The 14645-nt window shown below is 74.6% G+C and carries 12 protein-coding genes; 10 read left to right on the top strand and 2 right to left on the bottom strand.

What is annotated here, in order from left to right; translation table 11 throughout:
- Nucleotides 1–10: 10 nt before the first annotated feature.
- Nucleotides 11–1084, bottom strand: coding sequence for a non-homologous end joining protein Ku (ku, locus tag OG294_RS33770; protein ID WP_327070351.1), 1074 nt, complete (start codon nucleotides 1082–1084; stop codon nucleotides 11–13).
- A gap of 148 nt (nucleotides 1085–1232) precedes the next feature.
- Here ku and OG294_RS33765 point away from each other — a divergent pair, with 148 nt between their 5' ends.
- Nucleotides 1233–2228 (top strand): acyltransferase domain-containing protein, encoded by a 996-nt coding sequence (locus OG294_RS33765; protein WP_327070350.1) that lies wholly within the window; start codon nucleotides 1233–1235, stop codon nucleotides 2226–2228.
- Nucleotides 2229–2244: 16 nt separating this feature from the next.
- On the opposite strand, the gene OG294_RS33760 is transcribed toward OG294_RS33765, so the two are convergent.
- On the bottom strand, nucleotides 2245–3102 hold the full coding sequence (locus OG294_RS33760; RefSeq protein ID WP_327070349.1) for a (2Fe-2S)-binding protein: 858 nt from the start codon (nucleotides 3100–3102) through the stop codon (nucleotides 2245–2247).
- A 110-nt stretch (nucleotides 3103–3212) separates the two neighbouring features.
- On the opposite strand from OG294_RS33760, the gene OG294_RS33755 reads away from it, so the two are divergent.
- From OG294_RS33755 to OG294_RS33715, 9 genes are all read left to right on the top strand, one after another.
- Nucleotides 3213–4241, top strand: coding sequence for a FecCD family ABC transporter permease (locus tag OG294_RS33755; protein ID WP_442789376.1), 1029 nt, complete (start codon nucleotides 3213–3215; stop codon nucleotides 4239–4241).
- Nucleotides 4238–5293, top strand: a complete 1056-nt coding sequence (locus OG294_RS33750; RefSeq protein ID WP_327070348.1) for a FecCD family ABC transporter permease — start codon at nucleotides 4238–4240, stop codon at nucleotides 5291–5293. Before OG294_RS33755 ends, OG294_RS33750 begins: the two co-directional genes overlap by 4 nt.
- A complete protein-coding gene (locus tag OG294_RS33745) occupies nucleotides 5290–6114 on the top strand; it encodes an ABC transporter ATP-binding protein (protein WP_327070347.1) in 825 nt (274 codons plus the stop codon). Before OG294_RS33750 ends, OG294_RS33745 begins: the two co-directional genes overlap by 4 nt.
- Before the next feature lie 50 nt (nucleotides 6115–6164).
- Nucleotides 6165–7172, top strand: coding sequence for an ABC transporter substrate-binding protein (locus OG294_RS33740; protein WP_327070346.1), 1008 nt, complete (start codon nucleotides 6165–6167; stop codon nucleotides 7170–7172).
- Nucleotides 7173–7304: 132 nt separating this feature from the next.
- Complete coding sequence (locus tag OG294_RS33735; RefSeq protein ID WP_327070345.1) at nucleotides 7305–8516, top strand: ATP-grasp domain-containing protein; 1212 nt, start codon at nucleotides 7305–7307, stop codon at nucleotides 8514–8516.
- Nucleotides 8513–10252 carry an IucA/IucC family protein gene (locus OG294_RS33730; RefSeq protein ID WP_327070344.1) on the top strand — a complete coding sequence of 580 codons (1740 nt, stop codon included), beginning with the start codon at nucleotides 8513–8515 and terminating at the stop codon, nucleotides 10250–10252. Before OG294_RS33735 ends, OG294_RS33730 begins: the two co-directional genes overlap by 4 nt.
- Nucleotides 10249–11499, top strand: coding sequence for an MFS transporter (locus OG294_RS33725; protein WP_442789276.1), 1251 nt, complete (start codon nucleotides 10249–10251; stop codon nucleotides 11497–11499). Before OG294_RS33730 ends, OG294_RS33725 begins: the two co-directional genes overlap by 4 nt.
- A complete protein-coding gene (locus OG294_RS33720; RefSeq protein WP_327070343.1) occupies nucleotides 11499–13259 on the top strand; it encodes an IucA/IucC family protein in 1761 nt (586 codons plus the stop codon). Before OG294_RS33725 ends, OG294_RS33720 begins: the two co-directional genes overlap by 1 nt.
- Nucleotides 13256–14515: an alanine racemase gene (locus tag OG294_RS33715; protein ID WP_327070342.1), complete on the top strand. Its 1260-nt coding sequence runs from the start codon at nucleotides 13256–13258 to the stop codon at nucleotides 14513–14515. Before OG294_RS33720 ends, OG294_RS33715 begins: the two co-directional genes overlap by 4 nt.
- Nucleotides 14516–14645 lie beyond the last annotated feature (130 nt).

The raw sequence follows: 14645 nt of genomic DNA, 5'->3' as shown, positions 1-14645 counted from the left end.
GGGGCGTGCGTCAGGAGACCGCGCGGAGCCTGCGCTTCTTCGCGCCCTTGCCCGCGCCCTGGAGGGCTTCGAGCAGTTGGTCCCGCGTCATCGAGGACCGGCCCGCGATGTCGCGCTCGGTCGCCAGCTGGTAGAGCTGCGCCTTGCTCAGCCCGTCCAGCCCGGCCGGCCCGGCCGACGGCTCGTCCGGCTCCTGCGCCGCCTTGTCCTTGCCCTTGCTCTTCGCGGCGGGGCTCTTCGCGGCGGGGCTCCTGGGGGTGGGGCTCTTGGCGGCGGGCGCGGCGGCCGGCTCCGGCTCCTCGCTGCCGGCCTGCTTCAGGCTGCGCTCCAGGACCGCCATCAGGTCGACCACATTGGTGGACTCCGGCGCGGGTGCGGCGGTGACCACCTCCTTGCCCGCCAGCTTCGCCTCGACCAGCTCGCGCACCTGCTCGGTGTAGCTGTCGTGGTAGTCGGCCGGATTCCACTCGGCGCTGAGCATCTCGATCAGCTGGCGGGCCGCCGCCAGCTCCTTCTCGGAGGGCTCGGCCACCGTCTCGGGCAGGTTGTCGATCTCCTGGTGCGGATCACGCACCTCCTCGGCGTAGTGCATGGTCTGCAGCACCAGCACGTCGCCCTCCACCCGCACCGCCGCCAGGTACTGCTTGCCGCGCATCACGAAGGTGGCCAGCCCCGCCCGGTTGGTGTCCGCCAGCGCGCGGTGCAGCAGCCCGTAGACCCGCGCGTACTCCTTGCCGCGCGGCCCGAGGTAGTACGTCCTGTCGAAGTAGATCGGGTCCACCTCGGCCAGGTCCACGAAACCGCTGATCTCGATGGACTTGGACCGTCCCGGCGAGATCTGCTCCAGCTCGGCGGGCTCCAGCACCACGTACTCGCCCTCGGCCAGTTCGAAGCCCTTGACCACCTCGCGGAACTCGACCTCCTCACCGGTCCGCTCGTTGACCCGCTGGTTGCGCACCCGGTCGGAGGTCCCGCGCTGCAGCTGGCGGAAGTGCACGGAGTGGTCCTCGGTCGCCGAGTACAGGCCGACCGGTACGGTGACCAGTCCAAAACTCAGCGTGCCCGTCCAGATCGGCCTGGCCATCGCCACCTCCTCCTTGCCTTCACCGGGCCTCCAAGTATTTCACCGGATCATCAAGCATGCCGCCGAGCGGACCCGGTCGGCGGACCCTCCCGCGGGGTCCCGCGCAGGTAGCCTGGCGCGGTTGCGAGCCGGGAGGGGAGAACCGCCGATGGGTGCGTTGGGCCAGCTGCTGCGAGCCGACCAGGGCCTGACCCGCTGGTGGGACCGGCAGGCGCCACAGGACGCCTGGCCGACCGGGGTGCGGCTGCCCGGGGCCGGCCAACTGCCGGGGCGACTGCTGGACCTGACGGTGCCGCACGAGGACATCAACCCGTTGCTGGCCGCCTGCGCGCTCACGGCCGCAGAGCCGGTCGCCGGCCGGCTGGTGGAGCACTGCGCCGCACGACTCGTCCGGGAGATCGGCACGGTGGGGCTGCCAGCGCCCGAGCCGCCGCCACTGCCCCCGCTGCCGCCGGGGCTCGCGGCGTTCGGCCGCTGGTTCCCGGTCCTGGTCCATCTGACCGCACTCCCCCACACCCGCGCCTACCACCGGCAGCGCGGCATCCCCGTGGAGGTCTCCCGGCACACGCTCGCCGATCTCGGCCGCACCATGGCCCTGCACCGGCGCCGCCACGGCACCGGCGGCCTGCTGCACCCGCACTGGTTCGCGCACCACGTGCGCGGGGAGCTCTACCAGCTGGGGCGGCTGCAGTTCGAGCGCACCCGGCTCGGCGGGCGCTGCGGGCAGTCGGTCGCGGCCGCGGGGCTGCCGCACGGGCCGGGCACCCCCAGCCTGGCGATCCACATCCCGGACCACCTGGGCCCGTTGACGCCCACCGCCTGCGAGGACGCGCTGGCGCGGGCCCGCGCGTTCTTCCCCCGGCACTTCCCCGAGCAGCCGCTCACCGTCGCCACCTGCCACTCCTGGCTGCTCGACCCGCAGTTGCGCGGCTACCTGCCGGCCGGCGCCAACCTGCTCCGCTTCCAGGACCGGTTCCACCCGTGCTACGAGCCGGACGACACCGCGCCGCTCGTGTACGTCTTCGGCACTCCCGACCCGCCCCTCGACGCACTGCCCGCGGGCACCACCCTGGAGCGTACCCTGGTCGACCACCTGCGCGCCGGCGGCCACTGGTACGGCGGCAACGGGTGGCTGGAACTCTGAGGCGACGCCCACCTGTTCAGGCCTCCAACCTGCGCACCCGTTCCCCGTCCCCCGTGCGCGGGCAGGTGATGCAGGTGTCGGCCGGGCGCACCACGTAGTAGAGGCAGCAGCCCAGCCGGGTGCGCGTCAGGTGCTCGGCGCCGCCGCTGCCCGCCAGGCGCCGGAAGTCGGCCGAGCCGACCATCGGCGCCGTGCCGCCGGGCAGCAGCTCCGCGGCCCGCGCCACCGCGTCCTCCTCCCGGCCGAGTTCGCGGCCCAGGTACCAGAGCGCGGAGACCAGGTCGTCGGTGACCATCCCCCACAGCGCACGGCTGCCGCGCTTGGCGACCGGACGGAAGGCTTCCAGCACCGGCTCGGCGTGCTCCGCCACCGCAGCGCGCAGTTCCGCGCGCAGCTCGGAGCCGCCCGGCACCACCCGCACGCCCGCCACGCCCCGGGCCGCCGGATCGTCGGACAGACAGGCGAAACCGCCGGGCCGGAAGGCCAGTTCACCGCTGTGCGGCGCGATCCACAGCTGATCGGCGCCGAGCACCGGGACCCGGCGCTCCAGGTACCAGGGCCCGACGGCGAGCAGGCAGACCGACCAGAGGTAGTGGTGCAGCAGGCGGGCGGCCGACACGTGCGGGGGCACCGCGCAGCCGTGGTCGGCGCGAATCCGGCGGGCCTCGCCGGCGACGAGCTCGTCCATCCGCTGCGCGAAGTCGCGGGCCGCGACCCAGCCGGTCGGCTCCGGCGCCGACCCCGGCCCGCCCTCCTCGCACACCCGCACCCGCAGCGCCGGACAGTCGGCGTTCAGCTGCCGGCAGGCGTCGGCGAGGAGCTCGGGGGCCGTACGGGGCGTCAACCCCGGGGGCACCATCAGCGTTTCGACCATCGCGAGAACTCCCCGTCAGATTCGGATCTTCAGAGTAAGGTAAGGCTCACCTTAAAGGCGAGCTTGACTTTCTTAGGTTTGCCTAACCTAATATTGATCTCGTGTTGAGAATCGACCTGCCGGCCCCCGCCGGCCCGGCCCAGCGCTCGTCGGCACCCCGGCAGACCCTGCTGTTCGCCCTGAGCCTCGCTGTCCTGCTGCTCTGCCTGGCAGCGAGCCTGGCGCTGGGCTCGCGCTCGGTCCCGCTGTCCACCGTCCTCGACGCGCTGAGCGGCTCGGCCAAGCCGACCGACACCGGCGCCCAGGTGGTGACGGGCCTTCGGGTGCCGCGCACGGTGCTCGGGCTGGTGGTCGGCGCCGCGCTCGGCGCGGCCGGCGCCATCGCGCAGGGCGCCACCCGCAACCCGCTGGCCTCACCCACCACCCTGGGCATCAACGCCGGCGCGAGCTTCGCGGTGGTCACCGCCATCTACGCGCTGCACCTCCACCAGCCCGTCCAGTACGTCTGGTTCGCCGTGGCCGGTGCGACGGTGGCCGCGCTGGCCGCGCACGCGATGGCCCGGCAGACCGGCGATCTCGACCCGACCAAGCTCGCGCTCGGCGGTACCGTGCTGGCCGCGGTGCTGACCTCCTGGACCTCCGCGCTGATGCTGTTCAGCCGCCGGACCCTGGACGAGGCGCGGTTCTGGCTGGTCGGCTCGCTGGACGGGCGCGGGCTCGACGTGCTGACGCCGGTGCTGCCGCTGCTGGTCCTCGGCCTGGTACTGGCGATCGCCGTCGCCCCGGCGCTCAACGCGCTCGCGCTCGGCGACGAGGCCGCCCAGGCGCTGGGCGTGCCGGTGGCCCGGATCCGCGGCACCGCCGGGCTGAGCGTGGTGCTGCTGGCGGCCGGCGCGGTGGCGGTGGCGGGGCCGATCGCCTTCGTCGGCCTGGCCGCCCCGCACCTGTGCCGCCAGGTGTTCGGCAACGACCACCGGCTGCTGCTGCCCGGCTGCCTGATCGGCGGTCCGATCCTGCTGCTGGCCGCCGATGTGCTCGGGCGGCTGGTGATCCGCCCCTCCGAGCTGGAGGTCGGCATCGTCACCGCCTTCCTCGGCGCCCCGCTGCTCGCCCTGCTGGCCCGGCGGGCCGCCCGATGACCACGACCCCGACCTCGCCCACCCGCCCCGCACCGCGCGGCGCCCGGGTCCGCCGGCGCCGGCGCACCCTGCTGATCTGCCTGCTGGCGCTGGCCCTGCTGGTGGTGCTCACCGCGGTCGGCCTGAGCACCGGCGAGGTGTCGATCCCGCCGCTGACCGCGCTGCGCGCGCTGTTCGGCTTCGGCGACTCTGGCGACGTCCTGGTGGTCCAGCAGTTCCGGGCACCCCGGGTGCTGGCCGCGCTGATCGCCGGCGCCGGACTGGCCGTCTCCGGCGCACTGCTGCAGCGGCTCTTCCGCAACCCGCTGGCCTCGCCCGACGTGGTCGGGGTCACCGGCGGCGCCTCGTTCGGCGCGGTGCTGCTGCTCGCCTTGGGCGCCTCCCAACTCCTCGTGCCGCTGGCCGCGCTGGGCGGTGGACTGATCGCCGCCGCACTGCTCGGCGCCTTCGCCTGGCGCTCGCGCGCCGCGGTGGGGCGGCTGGTGCTGGTCGGGCTCGCGGTGCAGTCGGGGCTGGCGGCGGCGGTGAACCTGATGATCGTCCGCTTCCCTGCCGAGCTGGCCTCCTCCGCGCTGCAGTGGACCACCGGTTCGCTCTACGGGCGGACCTGGACGGAGATCTGGGTCGGCGGCGGCGCGATCGCGATCGCACTGACAGCGGTCCTGCTGCTGGATCGCCGGGTGGCGGTGCTGGACCTGGGCGACGACTCGGCCGGCGGCCTCGGCCTGCGCCCCGACCGGGCCCGGCTCCAGCTGCTGCTGCTCGCCATCACCCTCGCCTCGCTGGCGGCCGCGCTCACCGGCCCGGTCGGGTTCGTGGCGCTCGCGGTGCCGCACCTGGTGCGGTTCCTGGCCGGCCCGCCCACCCCCGCGACGCTCGCGCTGTGCGGGCTGCTCGGCGCCGTCCTGCTGCTCGGCGCCGACCTGACGGTGCTGCACCTGCTGCCCGTGGCCGGCCTGCCGGTCGGCGCGATGACCGCCACCCTCGGCGCCCCCTGGCTGCTGGTCCTGATGATCCGTCAGGGCCGACCGATGAACCGGAGTACCCGATGAGCCTGCTCGCCCCGCCGTCGACGGAGCACCCCAACCAGCTCGCCGCGCAGGGCCTGAGCCTGCGCTACGGAGCGCGCACCATCGTCGACGGCCTGGACCTGACGCTGCCCGGCGGCGCGGTGACGGCCGTGGTCGGCCCCAACGCCTGCGGCAAGTCGACCCTGCTGCGGGGCCTGGCCCGGCTGCTCGACCCCGCGGGCGGCACCGTCACGCTGGACGGCTCGGACCTGCACCGGATGCCCGCCCGGGCGCTGGCCAAGCGGATGGGCCTGCTGCCCCAGCAGCCGGTCACCCCCGAGGCGATCACCGTCGAGGCGCTGGTCCGGCTCGGGCGCTACCCGCACCAGCGGCTGCTCAGCCCCTGGTCGGCCGCCGACCAGGCGGCGGTGGAGGCGGCGCTGGAGCGCACCGGCACCGCCGCGCTGCGCGACCAGCCGGTCGACCAGCTCTCCGGCGGGCAGCGCCAGCGGGCCTGGATCGCCCTGACGCTGGCCCAGGACACCGAGCTGCTGCTGCTGGACGAGCCCACCACCTTCCTGGACCTGCGCCACCAGCTCGACGTGCTCGACCTGGTCGCCCGCCTGCACGAGGAACTCGGCCGCACCGTGGTCATGGTGCTGCACGACCTGGGCCAGGCCGCCCGCTACGCCGACCACCTGGTCGTCCTGCACGACGGCCGCCTGGCCGCCGCCGGACCGCCCGCCGAGGTGCTCGACGCCGAGCTGGTGGAGCGCGTCTTCCAGGTGCCGTGCCGGGTCATTCCCGACCCCGAGACCGGGACACCGCTGGTGATCCCGCGCGCCCGGGTCACCGCCGGCTGATCCCCCGCAAAGACCGACCGCCCCTTCCCCCTCGCAGAGAAAGCTCTCCCATGTCCCAGCGCACCACCCGTCTTCGCCGTCTGCCCGTCGCCGTCCTGGCCGCCGCGCTCAGCACCACCCTGCTCGCCGGCTGCGGCGGCGACAAGAGCAGCGCCGACGCCAAGCCCGCCGCGAGCGCCGGCAGCGACGCGGCGGCCGGCTTCCCGCGGAGCATCACGCAGGCGATGGGGACCACCGAGATCAAGAGCCGGCCCAAGCGCGTGGTGGTGCTCGACAGCGGCGAGCTGGACGACGTCACGCTGCTCGGCATCACCCCGCTGGGCGCGGTCTCCCCGCACCTGAAGACCGAGGGCGGCTTCCCGACCTACCTCAAGGGCGAGATCCAGGGCACCAAGGACGTCGGCCCGATGGCCGAGCCCAACCTGGAGCTGATCGCCTCGCTCAAGCCCGACCTGATCCTCTCCTCCAAGGTCCGCCACGAGAAGATCTACGACAAGCTCAGCGCGATCGCCCCCACCGTCTTCGCCCAGACCACCGGCGTGACCTGGAAGGACAACATCGCGCTGTACGCCAAGGCGCTGGGCAAGGAGGACGAGGCCAAGAAGGCGCTGGCCGACTACCAGGCCCGGGCCGCCAAGCTGGGCACCGAGATCAAGGAGAAGAACAACGGCACCATGCCGAACGCCTCGGTGGTGCGCTTCATCGCCGGCCCGACCCGGCTCTACCAGAAGGCCTCGTTCAGCGGCACCGTGCTGCAGGACGTGGGCCTGGGCCGCCCGGCCTCGCAGGACGTCGACGGCTCGATGATGGACGTGAGCCCCGAGCAGATCGACAAGGCCGACGCCGACCTGGTCTTCGTGACCGTGGCGGACGACCCGAACAAGACCCAGCAGAGCCAGGTCGAGTCCACCCCGGTCTGGCAGAACCTCAAGGCCGTCAAGGGCGGCAAGGTCTTCAACGTGCCGGACGAGACCTGGATGTCGGGCATCGGTGTGCAGGCCGCCGACCAGATGCTGAACGACATCGCCAAGGCGACCGGCGTCGCACCGGTCAACTGACGGACCACCGGGGCGGGTTCCCTCCCCGCACCCGCCCCGGTCACCCGGCCCCGCCTCCCGCTCGGGTCATCCCCCCGGTCTCCCATCCGACCAAGGGGTTTCCACCGACGGCTCCACCAAGACGAGGACTCCATGCGGCTCTACCTGCTCGCGCTCAACCCCACCGACTCGGTCACCCAGGGCTTCCTGCCCGCCGCGGCCAGACTGGGCCTGGCGGTCACCGTGCTGACCGACCACGCCGAGGCGCACCGCCTGGCGTACGAGGGGCGCAGCGGCCTGCCGGAGGACTTGGTGGTGCTGCCGTGCGAGGTGGCGGACTTCCGCGAGGTGGCCGGGCTGATCTCCCGCCAGCCGCAGCAGCCCGCCGCCGTGTTCAGCAACAGTGACCACCTGCAGACCTCGGCCGCGCTGGCCGCCGCCTACTTCGGGCTGCCGGCCAAGGACTGGCGGGCCACCCTGCGGGCCAAGAACAAGGCCGAGCTGCGCCGCCACCTGGCCGCCACCGGCCTGGACACCGTGCACAGCGCCGAACTGACGCCCGGTCAGCAGCTGGACGAGCTCGACCTGCCGCCCTTCCCGTGCGTGGTCAAGCCGCGCGAGGGGGTGGCCAGCGAGGACGTGGTGCTGGTCGCCGACCACGCCGAACTGGCCGCCCGCTGCGCGGAGATCCAGCACCGCCGCCCGGCCGCCACCCTGGTGATCGAGGAGTTCCTGACCGGCGAGCTGTACACCGTGGAGACGCTGGGCGACGGGCGGCGCCGCGAGGTGCTGGGCGGGTTCCACACCCGGCTCTCGCCGCCGCCGCACTTCATCGAGGAGGTGCTGACCTTCCTGCCCGAACACCCGCGCGAGGTGCTCGACCAGGTGCTCGCCCAGCTCGACGCGCTGGGGGTCGGGCTCGGCGCCTGCCACACCGAGTTCGTCGTCCAGCCGGACGGCCGGGCCCGGATCATCGAGGTCAACTACCGCGCCATCGGCGACCAGTGCGACCTGATGCTCGCCCAGCTGCTGGAGATCCCGTACTTCGAGCACGTGCTGCGGGTGCACCTCGGCCTCCCGCTGCCCGCCGAACTCGGCGCCCGTGACGACCTGCGGGGCCGCAACGAGGTGGTCTGCGCCGACCGCGCCGGCACGCTGACCGCTGCGCCGGGACCGCACGACGAGACGGCGGACGGCGTGCGACTGAGCTACCGGCCGCTGCGCGACCTGGGCGAGCGCCACGAGCACTACCGCACCAACCGCGACTACCTGGGCGTGGTCTGGGCGATCGGCCCCGACCAGCAGGCCGTGGACAGCGCCGTCGCCCGGTTCATCGCCGCGAACCGCTGGGAGATCAGCGCATGACCCTCGCCGAGACGGCCCCCGTGACCGCCGCCCCCGGCGCCGGCGACCCGCTGGCCGAGGCGCTCACCCTGCGGGTGCTCAGCGCGCTGCTGCGCGAGGACGTGCTCGGGCTGCGCACCCGCTCCCTCCCGGAGCGGCGCCCGGACGGCGACTGGCTGGTGCACGGCCGACTGGCGCTGCCGGTGGCCCCCGACGGCTTCCAGTGCGAACTCGCCGCCCGGCTCCCGCTGCTGGAGCTGGCGGGCCGCGCGCTCACCGACCTGACCGAGATCCTGGCGGCGCTGCGGGCGCAGGCCGAGGAGACGGACCGCGCCGGCTTCACCGCCTTCGCCGCCGAGTGCGCCCAGACGCTGGCCACCATGCGCCTGCACGAGGCCGAAGCACCCGCCGTGCTGGGCGCGTTGACCCGGTCCTGCGGCGCCGACCCGGCCCACTGGAGCGGACCGCGGGCGAGCCTGGGCTTCGACGTGCTGGCCGCCTACCTGGACCACCCGGTCTACCCCACCGCGCGCGGACGCTCCGGCCTGGACGTCGAGGCACTGCGCCGGTACGCGCCGGAGTGCCACCCCGCCTTCCTGCTGCGCTGGCTGGTGATACCGGCCGAGGCGCTGACCGTGCACGGCGAGGCCCCGCTGCCGTCCTGGTGGCCGACGCCCGCCACCCTCGGCCTGCCCGAGCTGAACGGTGGTCACCTCACCATGCCGGTGCACCCGTTGTCGCTCGGCGAGCCGCTGACCGAGGCCCTGCGTGACAGCGGCCTGGCGGGCCGGGCACAGCTGGCCGAGCGCCCGTACCTGGAGGTCACCCCCACGCTGTCGATGCGCACCGTCGCGGTGGCCCTCGACCCCGCGCTGCACGTCAAACTCCCGCTGGCCACCGCGACCCTGGGCCTGCGCAACCGGCGCACCATCAAGCCGGGCACGCTGGTGGACGGCGCGGCCGGGCAGCGGCTGCTCGCCGAGGTGCTGACCCGCGAACCGCGCCTGGCGGAACGGATCCTGCTCGCCGACGAGCAGTGCTACGCGCACGCCGGGCACGAGCTGCTCGCCGTCCTGCTGCGCCGCCTGCCGGACACCGGCCGGTCCGTCACCGTCTCGCTGGCCGCCCTGCTGGCCACCGCCCCGGACGGGCGCCCGGTGCTGGACTCGCTCGCCGACCGCTTCTACGGCGGCGACGCGCTCGCGCTCTACGACGAGCTGCTCACGCTGCTGCTGGACTGGCAGTGCACGCTCTTCGGGTACGGGACAGCCCTGGAGTCGCACCAGCAGAACACCTCGCTGGTGCTCGACCAGGTGGCCGGGCGCACCCGGCTGCGACTGCTCTACAAGGACAACGACGGACCGCGGATCAACCGCAGCCGCGCCGAACTGACGTTCCGTCAGGAACTGCTGGACGCCTTCGACGACGCGCGGGTGTTCGGCGACGACCGGGCGCTGACCGACCTGTTCACCACCATCACCGGCCACCTGTGCACCGCCTCGCTCGCCTTCGGGCTCGCCGAGCGCGGCCGGGCACCGCTCTCGGTCACCCTGGGGCTGCTGCGCCGGCGGCTGGCGGAGGCCATCGAGCGGCTCGGCGCCACCGGTGCCCCGCTGCGGGCCGCGCTGCTGGACGCCGATCGGCTGCCGGTCAAGGCGATGGTGAGCGCCGGCACGCTGCTCAGCAAGGAGCGCTCGGGCGCGGCGGACATCAACAAGCACTACACCAGCGGGCCGAACTACCTGGCGGACCGGTGAGGACGCAGCTGCGGCGCCAGGCCCACCCGGCCGACCGGCCGGACACCCGGCCGACCGACCCGCAGGCCGCCCCCGCTCCGGCGGGCCTGGCCAAGCGCCAGGTGCACGCGGTGGCCGGCTGCTACTTCGTGGCCTCCTTCGCCGCGCTCGGTCTGCCGCCCTACCTCACCGCGATCCTGCCGGGCCTGGGCGACCCGCACGGCCGCTGGGCCGGCCTGCTCTACATCGTCCCCACCGTCTTCAGCGCGCTCGGCGCCCCGCTCTGGGGGCGCCTGGCGGACCGCTTCGGCCGCAAGCGCCTGCTGCTGCGGGCCCAACTCGGCCTGAGCGTCTCGTTCCTGCTCGCCGGGCTGGCGAACAGCCTGCCGGCCTTCGCGCTGGCGCTGGTGCTGCAGGGCTTCCTCGGCGGAACCTTCGCGGCCACCAACGGCTACCTGGCCGCCGCCCTGGAGGGTCCGGGCCTGTCCCGCGCGCTGACCCTGATGCAGGGCGCCGCGCGGGCCGCGCTGGTGGCCGCGCCGATCCTGGTCGGCGCGCTGTCGCCGTGGCTCTCGCCGCACCGCCAGTACGTGGTGATGGCCGTGCTGCCGCTGGCCGCAGCCGCGCTGCTGGCCCGGCTGCCGGAGCCGCGCCGGGCCGAGCCGGTCACCACCGGCGCGGCCGACGCCGGGACCGGGCCGGCCGAGCAGCAGCCGCCCACCGGCCTGCGGGCGCTCTACCTCTACGAGTTCGCCTTCGTCTTCGCCACCATCATCTCCTTCCCCTATCTGATCGCCCTGGTCGAGCAGCGGGTGCCGGGCCTGAACGGAACAGTGGCCGGCGCGCTCTTCGCCCTGCCGCACCTGGTCTACCTGCTGACCGCCTCCCGCGTGCACACCGCCGTCCTGGACCGGCCCCGGGCCGCCCTCGCCCTCGGCTTCGCCCTGGTCGCCGCGGGCCTGGCCGGACACGCTCCCGCGCACTCCACGCTCACCTTCGCACTGGCCCGCCTGACGCTGGGCACCGGCATGACCCTGGGGCTGGTCAGTCTCTCGGTGCTGGCCGCCGACGCCGCCCGCGGCCGCCAGCCGGGCCGGATGTTCGGCACGCTCGAACTCATCTCCAAGGGCGGCGCGGTGGCCGCCGGCGCGATCGCCGCCCTGGTCAACTCGGCGTTCGGCGCCGGCGCCACGGTGCTGGTCGGCACCGCAGCCGCGCTGGTCGCCGCCGCCTCCTCCGTTCTCTCCCGCACCCGTTGGAGCCACTGATGCCGCCCACCGACACCTCCTCGCCCTCGCTCGCGCCCACCGCCCTGCCCGTGGCGGCCGACGTGGTGGCACACACCCTGGTCAACTGCCTGCTGCGGGAGGTCTCCGGACCCGAGCACCAGACCGCGGTGAACGAGGGCCGACTCCTGCTACGCCTGCCCAGGCGCGGCGCGCTGCTGCGGGTCGCGCTGCGCCGCACCTCGCTGCTGGGCGCGCACCGGTTCACCGGCCCCGTGCAGCTGGAGGGTCCCGACGGCTGGTCGGACCTCGGCTGGCGGGAGCTGGCGGAGCTGGTGCAGGCCGAACTGACGCTGCGCACCGGGGTCGCCAACGAGGAGTTCCTGGACCAACTGGCTTCCAGCCACGAGGGCGTGGCTGCCGCGCTGGCCGACCGGCCGGCGGCCGGTGCGGACCGCTACCTGGAGTCCGAGCAGGCGCTGGTCTTCGGCCACCGCTTCCACCCCGCGCCCAAGTCCCGTTCCGCGCAGGGCGCCGACGCCGGGACCTGGGCCGCGTACGCGCCCGAGGCCCGCGCCGCCTTCCCGCTGCGCTACCTGGCGGTGCGCGAACACCTGCTGGCCGAAGAGAGCGTGGACCCGGCGGCGAGCGCGCTGCTGGACGGACTGCACGAGGTGCCCGCCGGCTACCGGCTGCTGCCCGCGCACCCGTGGCAGTACCAGCTGCTCCGTGAGCACCCCCGGCTGCGGGCCGCACTGGCCGACGGCGACGTGCTCGATCTGGGCTGCGGCGGGCCCGAGTTCACCGCCACCGCCTCGGTGCGCACGCTGCACGGTGCCGGCGCCTTCCTCAAGTTCAGCCTGAACGTGCGGATCACCAACTGCCTGCGCAAGAACGCCGCCTACGAGCTGACCGGCGCGGTCGCGCTGACCCGGCTGCTGGACGGCGCGCTGGACGACCTGGCCGAGCGGTTCCCGGACGCCGCCATGCTGCGCGAACCCGCCTACCGCACCCTGGCGCTGCCCGGCCCGGACGGCACCGTGGACACCGAACTCTTCGAGGGCTTCGGCCTGATCGTCCGCGAGGACCTCGCCGCCCGGCTGCGCCCGGGCCTGACCCCGCTGCTGGCCGGCGCGGTCGCCGACGAATACCCCACCAGTTCGGCGCAGCTGGCCCAGCTGGTCGGCGCCGCGGGCCCGGCCGGCCTGCTCGACTGGTGGACCCGCTACCTGCGGCTGCTGCTGCCACCGGTGCTCGCCGCCTACTTCGACCACGGCGTGGTGCTGGAGCCGCACCTGCAGAACGTGCTGATCGCGGTGGACGAGGCGGGGCTGCCCGCCCAGTTGCTCTTCCGCGACCTGGAGGGCACCAAGCTGGTGCCCGAGCACAACACCGCGCTGCTGGCCGAGCTGCCGCCGCAGGTGGCCGGCCCGATGAGCTACGACGCCCAGCGCGGCTGGGACCGGGTGGTGTACTGCCTGCTGGTCAACCACGTGGCCGAGCTGCTCGCCGCCATCGCCGACCAGGACCCGTCCCTGGAGCCGAGGTTGTGGGAGCGGGTGCGGGCGGCACTGGGCGAGTACGCCGAAGGCCACGGCTGCCCGCCGCGGCTGCGCGCCCTGCTGGCCGGCGTGCCGCTGCCGGCCAAGGCCAACCTGCTGACCCGCTGGCAGCGCAAGGCCGACCGGGAGGCGGGCTACGTCCTGCTGCCGTCCCCCTTGGCCGCCTCGGTGCTGGCCCAGGCGGCCTGCCCGCCCGACCCCCGGCCGCTGGCCGACGAGCTGGTCCGGAGCGCCCGATGAGCACCACGCCCACCCTGACCCCCCAGGCCGCCCCGACCGCCCCGGTCATCCTGCCGGCCGCCGTCGCGGCCCAGGCCGGTGAACTGCCCGCCACCGCGCTGCCCGCCTACCTCTACGACCTGCCCGGCCTGCGCGCGCACGCGGCGGCGATCCGGGCCGCCCTGCCCGACCGGGTGGAGCTGTACTACGCCGCCAAGGCCAACCCCGACCCCGCCCTGCTGATCGCCCTGCGCGACTCGGTCGACGGCTACGAGGTATCCTCCGGAGGCGAGTTGGCTCATGTGCGGGCCGCCGTCCCCGGCGCGGCGCTGGCCTTCGGCGGTCCGGGCAAGACGGCCGAGGAGCTGGCCGCCGCGCTCGACGCCGGGGTGCACCGCTGGCACGTGGAGAGCGTGGCCGAGCTGCACCGGCTGGCCGAGGCGACCGCGCACCGCACCGGCGCCGACCGGGTCGACCTGCTGCTGCGCGTCAACCTGCCGCTGGGCGCGGGCGCGTTGGACGGCGTGCCGCTGGCCATGGGCGGGCGGCCCACCCCGTTCGGCCTGGACCCGGAGCAGGTGGCGCAGTGCCTGCGCCTGCTGGCCGGACCGCGCTGCGCCGGGCTGCGGCTGCGCGGCATCCACGCCCACCTGGCCAGCGGGCTCGATGCGGCGGGCCAACTCGCCGTCGCCGAGCAGGTGGTGGCCTGGGCCGCCGACCTCTCGGACCGGCTGCCCGCGCAGCTCGCGGGCGCGATCGAGGAGGTCAACGTCGGCGGCGGCATGGCGGTGGACTACGCCGACCCCACCGCCCGCTTCGACTGGACCGCCTACGGCGAGGGCCTGGCCCGGCTGCTGACCCGGCATCCGGGCCTGCGGCTGCGGATCGAGCCGGGCCGTGCGGTGACCGCCTACTGCGGCTGGTACCTGACCGAGGTGCTGGAGGTCAAGCGCAGCCACGGTGAGGAGTTCGCCGTGGTCCGCGGCGGCACCCACCACCTGCGCACCCCCGCCGCCCGCGGACACGCCCAGCCCTTCGCCGTCCTGCCCGTCGACGCCTGGCCGCACCCGTGGCCCCGCCCGGCACTCACCAGCGGCCGGGTGACCCTGGCCGGACAACTCTGCACCCCCAAGGACGTGCTGGCGCACCGGGCCGCCGTACCCGCCCTGCGCGCCGAGGACCGGGTGGCCTTCGCGATGGCCGGCGCCTACGCCTGGAACATCTCCCACCACGCGTTCCTGATGCACCCACAGCCCGGCTTCCACCTGCTGGAATAGGGCTCTCCACCCCTGGGTGGAGGCCGCGGGTCAACCCGTGCCCCACCCGGGGGCTGACGCCGCGGGGTCACCCGCCGGGCCAGTCTTACTGGTATGTCCACCACTGAGTACTGCATCCAAATCGCCCTGA

This window comes from Kitasatospora sp. NBC_01302, from assembly GCF_035976515.1.
Taxonomy (GTDB): domain Bacteria; phylum Actinomycetota; class Actinomycetes; order Streptomycetales; family Streptomycetaceae; genus Kitasatospora.
The sequence above is the reverse complement of the archived record's forward strand: the minus strand, read 5'-3'. Positions and strand labels throughout refer to the sequence as shown.

Bases quoted from the DNA above. Each gene is read 5' to 3' on its own strand.
- ku (WP_327070351.1), bottom strand. From the start codon at position 1,084: ATGGCCAGGCCGATCTGGACGGGCACGCTGAGTTTTGGACTGGTCACC.
- OG294_RS33765 (WP_327070350.1), top strand. From the start codon at position 1,233: ATGGGTGCGTTGGGCCAGCTGCTGCGAGCCGACCAGGGCCTGACCCGC.
- OG294_RS33760 (WP_327070349.1), bottom strand. From the start codon at position 3,102: ATGGTCGAAACGCTGATGGTGCCCCCGGGGTTGACGCCCCGTACGGCC.
- OG294_RS33750 (WP_327070348.1), top strand. From the start codon at position 4,238: ATGACCACGACCCCGACCTCGCCCACCCGCCCCGCACCGCGCGGCGCC.
- OG294_RS33745 (WP_327070347.1), top strand. From the start codon at position 5,290: ATGAGCCTGCTCGCCCCGCCGTCGACGGAGCACCCCAACCAGCTCGCC.
- OG294_RS33740 (WP_327070346.1), top strand. From the start codon at position 6,165: ATGTCCCAGCGCACCACCCGTCTTCGCCGTCTGCCCGTCGCCGTCCTG.
- OG294_RS33735 (WP_327070345.1), top strand. From the start codon at position 7,305: ATGCGGCTCTACCTGCTCGCGCTCAACCCCACCGACTCGGTCACCCAG.
- OG294_RS33730 (WP_327070344.1), top strand. From the start codon at position 8,513: ATGACCCTCGCCGAGACGGCCCCCGTGACCGCCGCCCCCGGCGCCGGC.
- OG294_RS33720 (WP_327070343.1), top strand. From the start codon at position 11,499: ATGCCGCCCACCGACACCTCCTCGCCCTCGCTCGCGCCCACCGCCCTG.
- OG294_RS33715 (WP_327070342.1), top strand. From the start codon at position 13,256: ATGAGCACCACGCCCACCCTGACCCCCCAGGCCGCCCCGACCGCCCCG.